The 16,976-nt window shown below is 70.9% G+C and carries 13 protein-coding genes; 5 read left to right on the plus strand and 8 right to left on the minus strand.

The features are described from left to right. Positions 1-2,009 precede the first annotated feature (2,009 nt). Positions 2,010-2,930: an RluA family pseudouridine synthase gene (locus HUA75_RS24580; RefSeq protein WP_174487760.1), complete on the minus strand. Its 921-nt coding sequence runs from the start codon at positions 2,928-2,930 to the stop codon at positions 2,010-2,012. Positions 2,931-3,104: 174 nt separating this feature from the next. Here HUA75_RS24580 and HUA75_RS24585 point away from each other — a divergent pair, with 174 nt between their 5' ends. Then, entirely contained in the window at positions 3,105-4,625 is a 1,521-nt protein-coding gene (locus tag HUA75_RS24585; protein WP_141646489.1) for a peptidase M3, read from the plus strand. 18 nt (positions 4,626-4,643) lie between these two features. Here HUA75_RS24585 and HUA75_RS24590 read toward each other — a convergent pair whose 3' ends face one another. From HUA75_RS24590 to HUA75_RS24600, 3 genes are all read right to left on the minus strand, one after another. Beyond that, complete coding sequence (locus HUA75_RS24590; protein WP_141646503.1) at positions 4,644-4,988, minus strand: hypothetical protein; 345 nt, start codon at positions 4,986-4,988, stop codon at positions 4,644-4,646. Positions 4,989-5,134: 146 nt separating this feature from the next. Then, entirely contained in the window at positions 5,135-5,662 is a 528-nt protein-coding gene (locus tag HUA75_RS24595) for a hypothetical protein (RefSeq protein ID WP_141646490.1), read from the minus strand. A gap of 388 nt (positions 5,663-6,050) precedes the next feature. Then, positions 6,051-7,088 carry a hypothetical protein gene (locus HUA75_RS24600; RefSeq protein ID WP_141646491.1) on the minus strand — a complete coding sequence of 346 codons (1,038 nt, stop codon included), beginning with the start codon at positions 7,086-7,088 and terminating at the stop codon, positions 6,051-6,053. A 106-nt stretch (positions 7,089-7,194) separates the two neighbouring features. On the opposite strand from HUA75_RS24600, the gene HUA75_RS24605 reads away from it, so the two are divergent. Beyond that, complete coding sequence (locus tag HUA75_RS24605) at positions 7,195-8,094, plus strand: DUF2058 family protein (protein WP_174462907.1); 900 nt, start codon at positions 7,195-7,197, stop codon at positions 8,092-8,094. Between the two features lie 70 nt (positions 8,095-8,164). Here the strand turns inward: HUA75_RS24605 and HUA75_RS24610 are convergent, their stop codons facing one another. Next, positions 8,165-9,346 carry an acyl-CoA dehydrogenase family protein gene (locus HUA75_RS24610; protein WP_174487761.1) on the minus strand — a complete coding sequence of 394 codons (1,182 nt, stop codon included), beginning with the start codon at positions 9,344-9,346 and terminating at the stop codon, positions 8,165-8,167. A gap of 109 nt (positions 9,347-9,455) precedes the next feature. Here HUA75_RS24610 and HUA75_RS24615 point away from each other — a divergent pair, with 109 nt between their 5' ends. Beyond that, complete coding sequence (locus HUA75_RS24615) at positions 9,456-10,262, plus strand: sterol desaturase family protein (protein ID WP_141646494.1); 807 nt, start codon at positions 9,456-9,458, stop codon at positions 10,260-10,262. A gap of 51 nt (positions 10,263-10,313) precedes the next feature. Further along, positions 10,314-11,075: an SDR family NAD(P)-dependent oxidoreductase gene (locus HUA75_RS24620; protein ID WP_141646495.1), complete on the plus strand. Its 762-nt coding sequence runs from the start codon at positions 10,314-10,316 to the stop codon at positions 11,073-11,075. A gap of 298 nt (positions 11,076-11,373) precedes the next feature. Here HUA75_RS24620 and HUA75_RS24625 read toward each other — a convergent pair whose 3' ends face one another. Both HUA75_RS24625 and HUA75_RS24630 read right to left on the minus strand, forming a co-directional pair. After that, the gene (locus tag HUA75_RS24625; protein WP_174487762.1) at positions 11,374-13,200 is read right to left on the minus strand and encodes a methyl-accepting chemotaxis protein; all 1,827 of its coding nucleotides are present in this window, start codon (positions 13,198-13,200) and stop codon (positions 11,374-11,376) included. A gap of 147 nt (positions 13,201-13,347) precedes the next feature. Continuing rightward, a complete protein-coding gene (locus tag HUA75_RS24630) occupies positions 13,348-14,094 on the minus strand; it encodes a PP2C family serine/threonine-protein phosphatase (protein ID WP_174487763.1) in 747 nt (248 codons plus the stop codon). A gap of 335 nt (positions 14,095-14,429) precedes the next feature. On the opposite strand from HUA75_RS24630, the gene HUA75_RS24635 reads away from it, so the two are divergent. Then, a complete protein-coding gene (locus HUA75_RS24635; protein ID WP_174487764.1) occupies positions 14,430-15,587 on the plus strand; it encodes a hypothetical protein in 1,158 nt (385 codons plus the stop codon). Positions 15,588-15,657: 70 nt separating this feature from the next. Here HUA75_RS24635 and HUA75_RS24640 read toward each other — a convergent pair whose 3' ends face one another. Further along, positions 15,658-16,956, minus strand: a complete 1,299-nt coding sequence (locus tag HUA75_RS24640; RefSeq protein ID WP_174487765.1) for a choice-of-anchor X domain-containing protein — start codon at positions 16,954-16,956, stop codon at positions 15,658-15,660. Between the last annotated feature and the right edge of the window lie 20 nt (positions 16,957-16,976).

A 16,976-nucleotide genomic window follows, 5' to 3' on the forward strand; every position in this document is an offset into this window, starting at 1 on the left:
CCGCGCCACTCTGCCGGGTTGAAGCAGCCTTGTTGGGCGGGACCTCCGCATCGCGAGTTCCAGTGGAAGCCGACTCGCTCGACAGAGGCGCTGCGCCACTCTGCGCGGTTGAAGCCAGCCCGCTCGCCGGAGGCGCTGCGTCACTCGGCCCAGGTGAAACCGACTTATTGGGCGTGTCCGCTGTGTCGCTGGGTGCTGTTGAAGCCGGCTTGTTGGGCAAGGCCGCTGCGTCGCTGAGCCCGGTTGACGCTACCTCGCTCGGCGAAGCCTCCGCACCACCTGGTCCACTCAGAGCTCCGTTGTTCGACAGTGCCTTCGAGACATCTGCCGCAGCCTCCCGCTCACCTTGCCCAGCACGCGGAGCCGGTTCGGTCGGCAACGTCCCCGTGGCACTCGCCTCCGCGATGGAATCCGCCTCGGTCGGAGAAGCCTCTTTGTCGAGCCGCTCCATCGCCGGAGCCGCATTCCGCAACGCACCCGGCGCATCACTCCCCGCCACGCCTCGCACAGCTCCGGGACCTGCGTCCCTCGACAACGACAGCCCCGCCGAAGCCTCCGTGGCGGGAGCATGAACCACCCCACTCGCCACAGCCTCCGACTTCGCACGTGACGGCGCGGACTCCACAGACAGGCCGCTGTCGCGCAGCCCCTGCTCCGAAGACTCTTGCCCCGACGAGGCCCCTGCGCTCGGCACCGACTCGGTCGGGTCCACATCCCACGGCACCACCGGCGCACTCGCAGACGACGTGGGCGCCTGCACGGAACGCGCTGAAGACGCGTCCTCCCGCGACACGGCCTCCGCCGCGCGCGGCACCACGGTGGTTGGAGCCTCCGACATGCTCCCAACCTCGGGAGGCTCTCCCCGACCGGAGCCCACTCCAGGCGACGCCTCCACCATCGACAACCCGAGGGGCGGGCCCTCCACCTGGAACTGCACCCGCGCCAGCTCCATCGTGAGCGTACGCGGCAGCGAAACCACGGCAGGCGGACCCGAGGTCGCACCCGAGGCATCGACCACCGTCGCCGCGTGGTAGTCGACCTCGTCCTCTTCCCAGACCGCCATGGCCTGCACGCCCGACTTCTTCGTGGGCAGCTTCTCCAGCACCGCGCTCGTCGGCGACGGTGCGCGCCCTCCGCTCGCCCCACCCCTGGCGCGGAGCACCTCGAGGACCCGCAGCGCGCGGCGCTCCTCGGGGAACTCTCCCACCAGGGCCTCCAGCACCAAGACCGCTCGGGGCGCCTGGTTCGTCTTGCGCAACACCCGCGCGAGCTGACGCCGTACAGCGCGACGCACCTCGGCGGATGCGGTGGCGGGAACGGAATCCAGCAACCCGATGGCAACAGCCTCGACACCCGCGAGTCGCGCGAAGCGAACGAGCCCCGCGGCCAGGCGCGGCGACATGGGAAGCGTCCGGCTGGCGTTCTCCAGCTCCTCGAAGGCCCGCGAGGGAGCGCCTTCGCGCAGCCAGCGCACAGCGGCACCAAGGTGGCGAGCCACCCCGACTTCCGCATCGTCCGTCGACCCGACCTCGAGCATGCCGGTTCGCGGCACCTCCTGTCGGACGGCCGCGGGCTCCGGCGTGCCGGCGTCCTTGCCGTTTCTCACGCCACCCATGGGTGCGGCAGTCTACACAACGACGGCCATCCCGGTTGTCACCGTCATTCTTCCCGCCCGAAATGCCGAGGCCCCCGTGGCCCGAGCGACGGCGAGCCTCCTGAAAGGCACTCTCCAGGACCTTCGGCTGCCTGCTGTCGACAGTGGCTCGGCGGGCACCCTCACCGTCCTGGCTGACTGGCCGCCCACGACCCAGGGATGGAGCAACTTGACGGCGGCGGCCCAGGTCTGGTGGCGGACCTGAACCGGGCGCTCCGGGAAGCCCTTGACCTCGCCCGGATGGATACGGACGACGACGCCCTCCCCCACCGCCTGATGCCAGGTGTGGCCACCCTGGAGGCCGAGCCCGACCTGACCCGTGTGGCCCGGCAGGACGAAACCCCGGTGAGCCCCTTCACTTCTCGGGCACGGTCCCCTGGGGAACCACGACTCCCGCGAGGGTGAAGAAGCGCAGCAGGTCCTCGGGCACCGGAGCCTCCACGCGCAGCGGCGTTCCCGTGCGCGGATGCGCCAGCTCCAGCGCCTGCGCATGCAACAGGCAGCGGGCCGCGTCGACGCCTCCCGCCTGCTCCGCGCCGCCATAGCGCGAGTCCCCGAGAATGGGCGCACCGAGCGCCGTCAGGTGCGCCCGCAGTTGGTGCGTGCGTCCCGTCTGGGGCAACAGCTCCACCACACAGAACTCCGGCCCCGCGTACAGCGTGCGGAAGTGCGTCAGCGCGGGCACGCCGTTCGCCGCGCGAGTCGCTCGCCAGCGCCCCGGACGCGACGGGTCCTTCGACAACGGCAGGTCCACCGTCCCCGACGCGGGCAGCCCAGGGCCGGTGGCCGCCACGTAGCGCTTGCGCGCCCGGCCCTCCCGGAACTCCGCCGCCAGCGCCGACGTCGCCTGGGGCGTCTTGCCGAACACCGTCACCCCCGAGGTCTCCCGGTCCAACCGGTGCACCAGTCCCGCCTCGCGTCCCAGGTAGCCACTCACCTGGTCCACCAGGCTGCCTCCCACGCGCGCCTCCGTGGGCTGCGCGGGGAGCCCCGGTGGCTTGTCCACGGCGAGGATCTCCGCGTCCTCATGCAACACGCGGAACGTGGGGGCGTCGGGGGCCTTCTCCAGCGGGCTCTGCCCTCCCTCCTCCAGCACCACCGCCACCACCTGCCCGGGGGCCAGCCGCGCCTTCACGTCCCGGCAGCGCCGCCCGGCCACGTACACGGCGCCCACCTCCACCAGCCCACGCGCCTGCTCCACGGGCAAGCCGAGCTCCGCGGCCACCGCCTCCACCACCGCCCGCGCGCCTTCCGCCCGGAATGTCCGACGCTTCACGGCCCACCTCACACGCGTCCAATGCCGGGCTGCTCGCTACAGAAAGGCACGGCGAACCACAAGCCGGAGCCTGCTCGCTCGCTGGGATTCACCTGTCCTCCAGGGGCCAACAAGCGACGGAGCATCCCACCCTCGGCCCTTTGTGCCCGCCAGCCCTGGTACGGTCCGCGCCCCATGGACCGCCCCCTACACGCCGTCCGCACACGGCTGGACGATTTCCTCGCCGAGCTGGCCACCCTTCAGTACCGGCATGGTGCCGGCCTCGCGCGAGAGCTTCCCATCGCGAGCCTCCACGCCTCCTTCCCGGAGCTGTCCGCCCCGGACACCTTCGTCGCCGCCAGTGAGGCGCTCGCCAAGGCCCGAGCCAAGAACGACGTCCTCGCCGCCCGCCGCATCCAACTCGTGCGCGAGCTGGTGGCCACCCAGGTGGAAGAGGCCCTCGCCGCCCGTGCCGCCCAGGCCATGGCCACCGTGGAAGCCAACGCGGTGCTCAACGTCGACGACGAGTCCTTCAACTTCACCGGGGCCATGGGGCGACTCCCCCACGAACCGAATCGTGCCCGCCGCGCCGGCCTGGAGCGCGCCGTCGGCAACTACCTCTGGGAGCACCGAAGCCCCTATGGCGACCGTCGCGAAGCCGCCCTGCTCACCGCCGAGCGACTGGGCGCCCAGGACTATCCGTCCCTGCGCGAGGACGTCACCGGCATCGCCTACGCGAAGCTCGCCGAGGCCGCCGAGCAGACGCTGAAGCGCACCGAGGACGCCTACCGCGACGTGTTCGCCTACGTGCTCAGGAAGACGGACCCGCAACTGCGGCCCCTGCCTGGTGGTGATGCGCGTCGGCATGACGTCCAGGCCGCGCTTCAGGCGCCATGGCTGGACGAGCACTTCCGCCGCGAGGATGCGTGGCCCGCGGTGCGCCAGTGGATGGGCGAGTGGGGCTTCACGCCCAACGCCGGAGGCCGCATCCACCTGGACGAGGAGGACCGCCCCGGCAAGTCACCCCGCCCCTTCGTCGTCACCATCCGCGTGCCGGACGACATCCGGCTGGTGCTCCAGCCGCGCGGCGGACTCGATGCCGTGGGCAGCCTGCTCCACGAGCTGGGCCACGCCCACCACCGCGCGCATGTCTCGGAGGACCTGCCCATGGAGCTGCGCCGCCTGGGCGATGCGGCCGTGACGGAAGCGCACGCCGCCGTCTTCGAGCGACTGCTGTTGTCCTCCGATTGGCTCAAGCGCTACCTGGGCCTCGCCACGATGCTCGCGCGCGACACGGCGCGGATGGCCGCGTTCCAGTCGCTCAGCGTGCTGCGCCGCCACTGCGCGAAGCTGTCCTATGAGCTGTCGCTCTGCAGGAAGGGCCCGTCCACCGAGCGCGCCGACGAGTACGCCGACGGCCAGCGCCGCGCCCTCTTCGCGGAGCCACATCCCGGGTTCTACCTGTACGACGTGGACCCCCAGCTCTACGTGGCGCACTACCTGCGAGCCTGGGCCCTGGAGGCCCGACTCACCACGCGCCTCACCGAGCGCTTCAACGAGGACTTCTGGAGGAACCCGAACGCCGCCACCTGGCTGAAGGGGCTGTACGCTCGGGGTGGAACGGATGACGCGGAAGGACTGGCCACGGAGGTGTCGGGCACGCCGCTGGCATTGCCCGAGGCGGGGGAGCGCCTCGTGGCCATCCTCAACCGGTAGTGGTGGCTGCGCGAGCGACTACTTCTTCTTGCGCAGCGCCCGGACGATCTTGTCCTTCGTCGGGTTGGCGGCCGTCTCGCGAGCACGGGGTGCTTCGGGCGCCGCCGCCTTGGTGGCCGGCGTCTTGGCCGCGGCGCGAGCGCGCATGGCCTTCATCAACTGCATCTCGATGACGAGCAGCTCGTCGCCCAGCTCTTCGTTGTCACCGGCAGCGCGCGGAAGCGGGGCTCGCGTGCTGGAAGCGCCGGCGCCATGCCGCATGCGCAGCGCCTTCTCCTCCTCGGCCGTGAGCGTGCGCGTCTTCTCCAGCGCCGCCTTGACCTCCTTGGCCGTCACCGTGCTACTCCCGACCTTGCGCTCCATCTCCGCTCCCTTGTTGTGCAGTCCGCTGAACATCCGAGCATGTCGGACGCGTCCGAGCCGCAACCGTCGGGGATTGTAGAGGACGCAAGAGTTGGCGCAAATTTTCTTCCAACAGGTCGCTCCCGCCCTGTAGCGCCAGAGGGTGCCTACAGGTGCATTCCCAGTCCCAGGAACGCGGTGGAGAGCGCCTGGCGCCGCCCGGAAAAGGGAGACCCGCTGGCGGAGAAGTTCTGGTAGCGGGCCTGGGCGGACAGGAAAAGCCGGCGTCCCAGCTCCACGTCCATTCCCCCGCACAGCTCCGGCCCCAATTGGAGAACACGCGGCGGCTCTTCCCCTTCCCGGCCGTGGGACACCAGGAGGCTCACCCCCAGCCCCAGGTACGGGCGGACCCGGCGTGCTTCGGGAATCGTGATTCGCAGGGACATGGGGGTCGCCTCGGTGAGCCGGCGGTTGGAGGCCACGTGTCCGCCCACCTCCAGGAGGGACTGCTCCCGGCGATAGCTCCAGGCCAGCCCCGCGCTGTAGCCCACCTCCCGCCGCCCGTCCGGGTCCTTCAGGACGAACGCCCCCACCGGGAACACGGTGACGCCCAGACTGCGAGAGGGAGGCTCCGCCCTCGCGAGCGGCGTGACGAGCCCGCACAGGCACAGGAGCAGGAGGCGGAGACAGCGCATGGGCCCAGGGAGAGCAAGGCACACGCCACCCGGAATCCCACGTGAATCCAGGGGCTTGAGAGGCGCGTTGGCGCCCCTGCCACGGGTGTCCGGGCGATGGGGTCAGGGCAGGCGGCCTGGCTCGGACGACCCGCGCGCCTGGCTCCCATGACTCGCTTGTCCGGCTCGAAGGAGGCCTCCTCGGGAGGAGGCCCACTCGTTCAACGGACGGCTCCGCCGGGACCGCTCCGGGTGGGCGCTCACCCAGGCACCCCACCTGCTCGACGAACGACTCCGGCGCGGCGGCATCAGTAGGGCGCCCACCCGGGCGCCCCACCCGCTCGACGAACGACTCCGGCGCGGCGGCATCAGTAGGGCGCCCACCCGGGCGCCCCACCCGCTCGACGAACTACTCCGGCGCGGCCTCGTCCTCGGGCTCGGGCGGCGCCTCACCCGGCGTCGTGCTCTTGGCACCCTCGGGCTTCGCGCGCTCGATGCCGAAGCGGTCCAGCGCGTCGGCGATGCCCTGGGGCTTGTCCGCGTCGGGGAGGAACTCCTCGGGCGGCGCGAGCCTCGGGTCCTTGCCCAGCTCCGACAGGGACGCCTCCAAGGTCAGCCGCAACTCCGCCGCCTCGGGCGTCTTCTCCGACGGCACCCCGACGCGCCCGTCCAGCCGCGCCTTGAGGACCACGGAGGTGGCCGCGTCCACCAGCACCTCGCCATCCAGCGAGCGCGGCAGCCGGTGGGCGAAGAAGTTCGCGCGCCGACGCGTCGTCTCGTCCGAGCCCCCCTTGGACTGGAACAGCGCTGGCAGCGGTCGGGACGCATCGCCCTCCGTGGCCGGGGCCAGCGTCACCACGTAGCGCCACGCCGTGCGCCCTTCATAGGTGACGGTGCCCTGCGGGGCGAGCTTGAGCCGCCCCTGGAAGAGGATGTCGAAGTCGCGGATGGCGCCGGTCAGCTCCGTGCGGGTGCGCTCGGCCATGCCGCGGTCACGAAGGCGCTGACGGAACGGGCCATACCGGTTGCGGGCGAACACCTGTCCCCCCACGCGCATGACCTCCAGGCCCTGGTCCCTCGAGTTCTCCAGCACGCCGTGGAAGTCGCCGCTGACACCCCCGGGCCCCGCGCGGAACGTGCGCGTCTCGGTGAGCTTCACGGGGTTGGACTCGGCGGAGGTCCACTCGTAGCCGAGGGTGGCCTGGTAGCGGTGGGGACCCAGCCGCTCGGTGATTTCGGCGGCGTCCATGCCGAGGATTCGGCGGGCCACCTGAGGGTTTTCCGCGACATCCTCCGGCGGGAGCTTCTGCTGGGCGGAGGCGACCACCTTGGGAGGGTCCTCCGGCGAGAAGATGCGCGCCTTGGCCGCCTTGTCGACCGGGTCCGAGCAACTGGCGGCGGCCAGCGCCAAGGCGAGGGTGACGGCGGACTTCTTCAGACGGCTCACGACTCCTCCGGAGGGGGTACCACGGGGGCGGCAAGTTACGTGGCGCATACAAGAGCGGCAAGCAGCGGCTTGCGTGCGGCCGTGCAAGGGATAGAACGCCCTTCTCATGCAGAACCTGCGCGACAAGTTGTTGAAGGCGGGCCTCGTCACCGAGGAACAGTCCAAGAAGGCTGATGCGGCAACCAGCCAGACGGAAGCCCGGAGGCCCCAGCCCCAGGAGGGCGGACGTCCAGGCGGCAACCGTCCTCCGCCCCGGCGTGACGAGAACCGGACATCCGGTGGCCCGTCACCCCGGAGCGAGGACCGTGGCCCCGGCCCCCGAGAGGGTGGCGGACGTCCCGGTGGTGGCCGCCCTGGTGGTGGCGGTGCGCCCCGTCATGGTGGCTCGTTCCGGCCCGGTGGCGGTGGCGGAGGTGGAGCGCCCCAGCACGGGCGTCCCGCCGCCGTGGCCGAGAAGCCCATTCCCAAGCTGCCCCCCATGCCCGGCTCCAAGGCCTACCAGCGCGCCGAATCCAAGCGCCAGGTGGAGCTGGACAAGGCGCTGCGCGAGCTCGTGCTGGGCTCGCAGGTGCCGCTGGAGCCCGGGGAGACGGCGTTCTACTTCATGACCCGCAAGGGCAAGCTGCGGCGGATGGAGTTGACGCCGGAGCAGGCCAAGCGGCTGGAGGACGGCGAGCTCGGCGTGGTGGAGCGTCCGGACCCGGCGCAAATCGAGCACTCGCTGGTGCCCGCCGCGGCGGCCGAGCAGATGTTCGCGCTCTCGAAGAAGGCGGTGCGCTTCTTCAACCGGAAGGACAACCCCGTCGGCTTCATGAACGACGAGGAGCTCAAGGCGCAGCAGGCGGCGGAAGCCGCTGGCACCGCGCCGGAGCTGTCCGACGAGGCCTCGGCGGAAGGCACGGAGACCGCCTCGGAGGAAGGCGCCGAAACGTCCGCTCCGACCGAAGCCGAGGCGACGACGGCCGAAGAAGCCCCGAAGGCCGAGGGCGGCGAGAGCCAGGGCTGACCTCGGCTTCGCCTGTGATGGCCCTCCCCTCTTCCGCTCGACTGGGATGAGGGGAGGCATCACGCGGGCGTCAGTCGAAGGCGTCGATTCCGGTGATGGCCTTGCCGAGCACCAGCGTGTGCACCTCGTGGGTGCCCTCGTAGGTGAAGACCGATTCGAGATTCAGCATGTGGCGCACCGGTGGGTACGCATCGGTGATGCCATTGGCGCCGTAGATGCTCCGCGCCACGCGGGCGATGTCGAGCGCGCTCTTCACGTTGTTGCGCTTGGCCAGGCTCACCATGACGGGCGTCACCTTGCCCTCGTCCTTGAGCCGCGCCACGCGCAGTCCCACGAGCTGCGCCTTGACGATGTCCTGGAGCATGTCCGCCAGCTTCTCCTGCGTGAGCTGGTAGCCGGCCACGGGCTTGCCGTTGAACGACGCGCGGGACAGGGAGTACTCGCGAGCGCCCTCGAAGCAGGCGATGGCCGCGCCGGTGACAGCGAAGGCGATGCCCAACCGCGCGTTGTTGAGACAGGACAAGGGGCCTCGCAGGCCCACCACGCCGGGCAGCACGTTGCGCGCGGGCACCCGCACGTCCTGGAAGGACAGCTCGCTGGTGATGGACGCGCGCAGGGAGAACTTGCCGGGGATGTCCCGCGCGGTGAAGCCGGGCATGCCCTTCTCCACCAGGAAGCCTCGGACGGACTCGGGGCCGCCGTCGTCCGTCTTCGCCCACACCACCGCGACGTCGGCGATGGCGCCGTTGGTAATCCACGTCTTGGTGCCGTTGAGGACGTAGTCCTCGCCGTCCTTGCGCGCGCGGGTGCGCATGCCTCCAGGGTTGGAGCCGAAGTCCGGCTCGGTGAGGCCGAAGCACCCGATGACGCGCCCTTTGGCCATGCCCGGCAGGAAGCGCTCCTTCTGCTCATCGCTGCCATACGCGTGGATGGGGAACATGCAGAGCGAGCCCTGCACGGAGGCGAAGGAGCGCAGCCCCGAGTCCCCCCGCTCCAGCTCCTGGAGGATGAGGCCGTAGCTGACGGTGTTCATCCCCGCGCAGCCGTAGCCCTGGAGGTTGGCTCCCAGCACGCCCATCTCCGCGAGCTGGGGGACCAGGTGGAATGGGAAGGTGCCATCGCGAAAGTGCCCGCCGATGATGGGCAGCACTTCGCGGTCCACGAAGGCGGCCACCGTGTCGCGAGCGGCCTTCTCCTCGGGGGACAGCAGGTCGTCCAGCCGGAACAAGTCAGTGATGTCCGCGCGTGCCATGGCGCCGTCCTAACGCCCGCCTCCAGGAGCGTCAAACGCCCCCGCAACCGCGCCTGCCTCCGGGGGGTTAACATGGGGTGTCGGCGGCAAGGGCCGGAGGTGGAGCACGATGGTGCACGCATTCATGGCGCTGTTTCCCCTCGTCCTGGGCGTGTCGGGGACGCTGAAGGTGTCGATGGTGGGCCTGGGATGGTGGGCGGCCGGGCTCCAGGCCGGGGCGCGGCGGCGCGTCTACCGCAAGCCGCTGGCGCCGGGACAACTTCGCAGCGAGGCGTGGGCGGCGGTGCGGGTGTTGGTCTTCGACGCGGTGCTCGTCGCCGCGTTCCGCGTCGTGTACCAGTCGCGACTGGCGCCCTTCAGCGTGGGCGCCACGGTGGCGACCTTCGCCTTTCTCTTCGTGGGCTTCGAGGTGTGGTTCTACGCCACGCACCGCCTGCTGCACACCCGCGCGCTCTACCGGTTCCACGCGCAGCACCATGTGGCACAGGTGACGAATCCGCTGACCTCGCTGTCCTTCTCGTTGGTGGAGCGCGTGGTGCTGCTGGCGGGCAACTTCGGCCTCGTCATCCTGGCGTTGGAGGTGATGCCCGTCACCCAGGCGGGGGTGATGCTCTACATCCTCGCCAACTACGTGCTCAACGTGGTGGGCCATGGGAACACCGAGTGGCTGCCGGAGCGCTTCGTGTCCACGTGGCTCGGGCGACAGGTCCTCACGCCCACCTTCCACGCCATGCACCACGCCCGGCACCAGGGCCACTACGGCCTGTACACCACGGTGCTGGACCGGTGGCTGGGCACGGCGTTCGACGACTATCCCCAGGTGCATGCCCGCGCGCGGGCTGGCGAGGGGCTGGAGCGCGTGGGGGAGCGGCTGCGGCCCCAGGCGCCCGTCGCGGTGCTCGCCCCCACCGCGTGAGTCGTGTCGTCGGGCGTGCCCGTGCCGGCCTGGGGCGCTAGGCTGCCGCGCATGACGACGATCCAGAAGACCGTGGTGGTGACGGGCGCGAGCCGAGGCATTGGCCGCGCCGTGGCGTTGACCTTCGCGCGTGAGGGCTATCGCGTCTGGGCCCTGGCCCGCGCCGCGGATGCGCTCGCGGTGCTCGTCAAGGAGGGCGGAGACAGCATCCGGCCCCTCGTCGTGGACGTGGCGGACGAGGCCGCGCTGGTCGCGGCGACGAAGACGATTCTCGCGGAAGGCGCCCCGGGCGTGCTCGTGAACAACGCGGGCATCACCGTGTCCGCGCCGCTGACGAAGACGAGCACCGCGGACCTGGCGCGGGTGATGGCCATCAACGTGACGGCCCCCTTCCTGCTTTGCCGCGAGCTGATGCCCGCCATGGCACAGGCCGGAGGTGGCCGGGTCATCAACATCGGCTCCATGGCCGCCGTGCGCGGGATGAAATACACGTCCGCCTACTGCGCCTCCAAGCACGCGCTGCTGGGCCTGACGCGCGCGCTGGCGGTGGAGTACGCGAAGAAGCAGGTGACGGTGAACGCGGTGAACCCGGGCTGGGTGGAGACGGACATGTTCTCCAACGCGACGGCGGCGATTTCACACACGACGGGCCGCACCGGAGAGCAGGCGCGCGAGGCCCTGGCGTCGATGAACGCCATGGGCCGCATCGTCCAGCCGGAGGAGGTGGCGGCGCTGTGCCTCTTCCTCGCGTCGGACGCGGCGGGCGCCATCACGGGCGCCGCTCACGCCATCGACGGTGGCGAGCTGGGCTGACGTGCTTCGGCGTACGCGCGGCCCCGGGAGGCGTCGCGCGTACGCGCTCCCGAGGAGCGTCTCGAGGGGCTGACTCACGCGATGCCTCGCAGGGCATCGCGGCGTCAAGTTCGTCCGAGGCGAGACACCCCCGCGGAGCTGATAGCGGCCGACGATGGCGCTCAGCTCGCCCGAGGAGCGACACCCCTCGGAGCTGGTAGCGGCCGACGATGGCGCTCAGCTCGCCCGAGGCGAGACTCCACCTCGGAGCTGGTAGCGGCCGACGATGGCGCTCAGCTCGCCCGAGGCGGGACACCCCTCAGAGCTGGTATCGGCCGACGATGGCGCTCAGCTCGCCCGAAGCAGCGGAGAGCTGGATGGCGGCCTGCTCACTGGCCGCCATGCGGTCGACAATCTGGTCCGCCACGTCCGCCATGGAGCTGAGCGCGGCGAACAACTCCGCGATGCCCGCGTCCTGCTGGCGCACGGCATCGGAGATGCTCCGCACCGTCTGGCCGTTGCTCTGGATGATGCCAGCCAGCGAGCGCAGGCTCTCACCCGCCGCCTGCACCTGCTCCAACCCGCCCTCCACTTCGCGCGCCCCACCCTCGCTGATGCGCACAGCTTCGGAGATGGCCCGGCCGATGTCGCCCAGGATGCCCTGCACGCGCGTGGTGGCGCCCGCGGACTGGTCCGCCAGTGAGCGCATCTGCCGCGCCACCACTGAAAAGGCCCGCCCCTGGTCCCCACTGCGCGCCGCCTCGATGGAGGCGTTCAGCGCCAGCACATTGGACTGGTCCGCCAGGTCCTTCACCGTGCGGGTGATGTCGCCCACCAGTCGCGTGCGCTGATGCAACACGGTGATGGTGCGGCCAATCTGCTCGACGTGCGAGCGGATGTGCGTGAGTCCCCCCACGCTGCCAGACACCGCCGCCTCGCCGGCCTGACCGAAGCCGCTCGCCTTCTCCGCCTCGCGCTGGATGGTCTCCACGCGCCTGGCCGCCGCCCGGGAGGACTCCTGGAGCTGCTGCGCCGCCATCTGCGTCTCGTGCAGCGCCACCGCCTGCTGGGACACCGCCTCGTTCTGTATCGACGCGGAATCAGTGAGCTGCGCGGCGGCGGACTCGAGCTGCTCGGCCGAGCCCTTCAGCGCCATCAGCAGCGAACGCAGCTGCACCATCATCTCCGCGAACGACGCGGCCAGCCGGCCAATCTCGTCTCGCGAGTGAACCTCCAGCGTGCCCCGGAAGTCGCCCTCCGCCACCACCCGCGCCGCCGCCGCCGTCAGCTCCCGCAGGGGGCTCGTCATCCGTCGCACGAGCAGGAAAATCACACCGCCCGCCGCCAGCGCAGTGAACAGCCCCAACCCGACGATGAGCAGCACCGCCGTGCCGAAACGCGACGCCTCCGTCTTCTCGTCCCGCGCGAGCACCAGCTCCAACCCCTGCCCCACCGGCAGTCGCACCACGCGGAACGACGAGTCCTCCACGTCCACGCGCCCCTCTTCCACGTCCGCGTCCACCGCCGCCAGCAAGGCCTCCGGGGCCACGACGTCCACGGACCGGGCCACCAACCTCGGGCCCACGCGCAGCAGCAGCTCCACGCCCCGCTGATTCCTCAAGTCCTTCAGCGGCGCATCGTCGAACCGACTCCCCAGCACCAGGTGCCCCACCGCGCGTCCGTCCACCTCCACCGGGCGGGACACCGTCCAGTAGGCCGCCTCGCCCACGAAGAGCACCCCAGGCACACCGCTCCGCACCAGTTGCGCGAGCGCGGGCAGCGACTCCCGGTACGAGCCTGCCAGCAGCCCGCCCTCCGGCGTGGTGATGAGCAACAGCTCCACCGACACCAGGGCCTTCTGCTCCTCGGAGAACGCCTGGAGCGCCTTCGCGTCCACCGTCGCGCCGGAGAGCAGCGCTCGAAGCTGGGCATTCGCCGCGGCGCTGCGCAGCAGGACCTTCAGCGTCCGAGCCTCCTGGGCCACCAACCGGCTCCAGGCGGACTCGTCATGGGTAAGCGCCTGGGCCAGCTCCGTGTCCATCCGGGAGCGCAGCACGACGCCCGTGAACGTCACGCAGAGCGCGGTGAGGGCCAGGATGACCAGGGTGATGGCGATGGTCAGACGAGCGGCGAGGCTGTGCGTCATGCGCTGCGGTGTCGGACGTGAGGGGAAATGACCAGGGTGGGGGAACCCCAGAAGCCACACCCTACCCCAAGCTTCCAGGCTTGAGCAGTAAGGCGTGGATGACCCGGCGCCCTCCGGCTGACCCTCCCACCTCCACTGACCTGCGCCTCAAGCGTCGGCGACGCGCAACACCACGGCGGTGATGTTGTCCTTGCCTCCGGCCTCGAAGGCATCCGCCACCAACGCATCGCAGACCTCACGCGCGGAGGTCAGCGACAGGCGCCGCGCCAGCCCGTCCATCCCCAGCGGCTCGTAGAGGCCGTCCGAACACAACAGGAAGACGTCCCCAGGCTCCGCGTGAAGTCGCTGCAGCGTGGGCTCCGCGTTGTCCGTCCCGAGCGCGCGGGTGATGAGGTGCCGCCAGTTGGAGGCGCCCCCCGGAGGCTCCATGCCCACGTCCTTCAGCTCCTCGATGAACGAGTGGTCCCGGGTCAGCGACTCCAACCTGCCGCCCCGCAGCCGGTACAGCCGGCTGTCCCCTACATGGGCCACCGCCGCGCCCTCCTGCCCCAGCGCCAGCGCCACCACCGTGGAGGCCATCTCGCTCAGCCGGCCCACGCGCTGGGCCTGGAGGTTTCGCTGGGCCAACTGCGAGCACGCCGCCAGCAGGTTCTCCTCGCGCGTGCGGCGGGGGTCGGCGACTTCCGGCCACACCGCCTCCCGCTCGCGCTCCCACCGATGCCCCAGGCCCGCGAAGGTGTCCACGACACAGCGGCTCGCCACCTCGCCGCCCTCCTGCCCACCCAGCCCATCCGCGACCACGTACAGCCCCAGCTCCGGCAGGACACAGTAGGAGTCCTCGTTGTGGGGCCGGCGACCGATATGGGTCTGTCCCGCGCTTTCGATACGCAGCATGACACCGCCTCCTCGAGCCTCTCCCCAGCAAGCGGGAGGCCAGCGCCCATCCCCAGGCGAGCGCCCACTACGGATACCTCTCTTTTTGCGGTGTCTGGAGCGTGAGTGCCAGCCGACCTCGGCGCCCGCCCCGCACTCGTTCGGTGGCGGACGTTGCAAGCGCCCTGCATCCGGAAACGTTGGCCAGTGGGAGGGGTGGCGACCCCACAGGTGATGGGTGCGGACTCCCCTCTTTCAGGGTGGGTGGGGACCCCACGCGGGGCCCCTGGCAACTTTCACCCGGGGACGACGACAATGACGATGATGTCCGACGTGTGCGCCCCGGGAGGTGTCCGATGACTTCCATCCGCCGTTTGTCCTCGAGCATCCTGTCCTCGCTGCGGCGCACCTCGCTCGACGTGGACACCAGCGTGTCTCCGCTCACCCAGAGCGAGTCCCTGGACCCCGTGTCGAAGATCCGCCGGGGCTACTCCGACGAGAGCGACTTCCAGGCGGACGGCGCGGATGGCGCCGATGCCCTCTTGTCTTCGTTCGACCCGGACGAGGCGGAGGAAACCGGCTCGGCGCGCAACCTGGATCATGCGTCGCTGCGCGTGTTCTCCGGCGAGAGTTCGTTCGAGCCCGCCGCGCCCCGCTACGCGCAGGTGCTCGGCTCCCAGCTGCCTTCCGCGCTGGGTGCGCCGCGTGACACGGGCGGCGCAGTGGGGCGCGCGTCGAGGCGCGGGGGCGCGGACGCGCCGGATGCTTCCGACATCCTCTCGCCCGACGAGGCGGCGTGGGAGCTCCACAACCTGGACACCTCCTCGCCCAGCGTGGATGCGCCGGAGGATCTGCTGTTCATGATGGACCCTCCTGGCTCCTCGGGGCGGGCGGACCCCATGCTGGACCTGAACCTGGACCTGGACTCGTTCGAGGACAGCCCCTCGGCCATCGGCGGCGTGATGCCGGGTGGAAGCGCGGTGGAGGGCCTGTCGGCGGCGCGGTATGCGTCCGGGGAGTTGATGGGGGCGTCCGTGCGGCCCGCGGGACCGGAGGAGTTCCTCGCGGACCTGAGCGACCTGGGCGACCTGGTTCCGGAGGAGGAGTTTGGCCCGGCGGACGCGGCCCTCGCGGGGGTGCTCGGCTCGCTCGCGGCCAACCCCGTCGCGGCCAGTGTCCCCGTGGTCTCCGCGCTCGGAGCGCAGGGTGTGGACGTGGTGGCGGACGCCGTGGAGCTCCAGCCCGACGCACAACCGGCGGAGCCGGCCTCGGTGCTCGGGCAGTTCCTCACGGAGCAGAGCGCGATGGTGGGCGACAGCTTCGAGGAATCGGTGGCGGTCGCCCCGTCCAACACGGAGCAGGCCTCGGCTCCGGGTGAGACCTTCGCGGAGCAGGCCGCGCCGCAGGAGCAACTGCTGGCGGAGCAGCGGGGTGCGACGTCCACCGAGCCCGAGGTCTCCGCTGTCTCCACGGAGCCCACGCCCGTGGACTCGAACGAGCCGAGCGTCGCCTGAAGCGCGAGCCGTGCCGCTCCACGACGGCCCCAACAGGCGTCACCGTCACGTCGGAGGACCCACCCGCGACTCAGGGACGCTTTTCCTCGCCGAGCGTCGCGTCGAGTTGCCGCTGCGCCTCCTCGACGTCGCGGATGAACTCGTTCCGGTTGCGACTGCGCTCCTCGCTCTGCCACTCATCGGGCGAGAAGGACGTCGCCGGATATTCCTTCGTGGTGTGGACATAGCCACGCATCGTGGTCATCAGCTCGCGGTCCGGGTCCCCTGACTCCTTGAGCAGGAAGCCCTCCACGTCGCGCAGCTGCAGGGGGAAGGTCGGCGCCTCGTCGAGGACGAGCTTGCCGAAGACGGTGAGCTTCACCTCCTGCACCCCCTCCTTCAGCTCCTCGTTGAAGGAGACATGCGCGAAGGGCTCGCCGCTCTCGTTGTCGATGCGTCCGGCCACGACATACCGCCCCGCCTTGCGCACGTGGATGCCCAGGTAGAGCAGCAGCGAGCCGTCCGCCAGCGCCTCACGCACCCTGCCCGTGAAGGTCGCTGGCGGAGAAGGCGTGTACAGGATGTCCAGGAACGCCATGCCCTCGGCCTTGTCCGAGCGCACCCGCACGTCCACGCGCAGCGTGCCCGAGTACAGCGGGAAGCCCTGCTTCGACGGCTGGAACCGCCCCGTGAAGATGCCGTCCCCCGCGAGCGCGTCACCCGCGGCGCCATCGTCCGTGAAGGCCACGGGCACGGCGGGCACGCCCCCCGCGCCTTGCACGTGTTCGGCCTCGTGCGCGGACGCGGACAACACCTGACAGGGCCTGGGCGCGCGCTGCGAGTCCTCACACGAGACGAAGAAGTGCACCGCCTCGTCGCTCACCACGAAGACCCGGTCCTGCTTCAACCGGAGCTGCACGTCCGCGTGCTCGCGACTCAACGGGCGCGTGCGCTCCGGCTCCGCGAGCACCACCTGGTCCGGATGCTCCCGGATGGAGCGGGACTGCGGCGGATAACGCGTCGCTGACACGTAGGACTCCAGCGTCTGCTTCGCCCGCTCCAGCCGAGCCGTCCACAGCTCCCGCCGCTCCAGGCGCTCGCGCTGCTCGGGGCTCAGCACGGAGACCCGCATGTCCTCCGTGCCCGGCGACGAGCGTCGCTCCAACGCCGCGCCGCGCCCGACGAGCCCCGACTTCGGCGGGGCTTCTCCAGCCTCGCGATTCTGGCCCTCCGCCAGGACAGGAGGCTCGCCCGGAGCCTCCTCCTCGCCAGCCTCCCGGCTCCAGCTCCACCACCCCAGCCCACCCACGGCCAGGGTCATCACCAGGAAGACCCACCCGAGACGGCGCGGGCGGGAGACAGGAGCAGGAGCAGGGCTGTTGGGCGTCATGGCTGCATCAGGGGGACAGA

This window comes from Myxococcus sp. CA040A (genome assembly GCF_013336725.1).
GTDB classification, from domain to species: Bacteria; Myxococcota; Myxococcia; order Myxococcales; family Myxococcaceae; genus Myxococcus; species Myxococcus llanfairpwllgwyngyllgogerychwyrndrobwllllantysiliogogogochensis.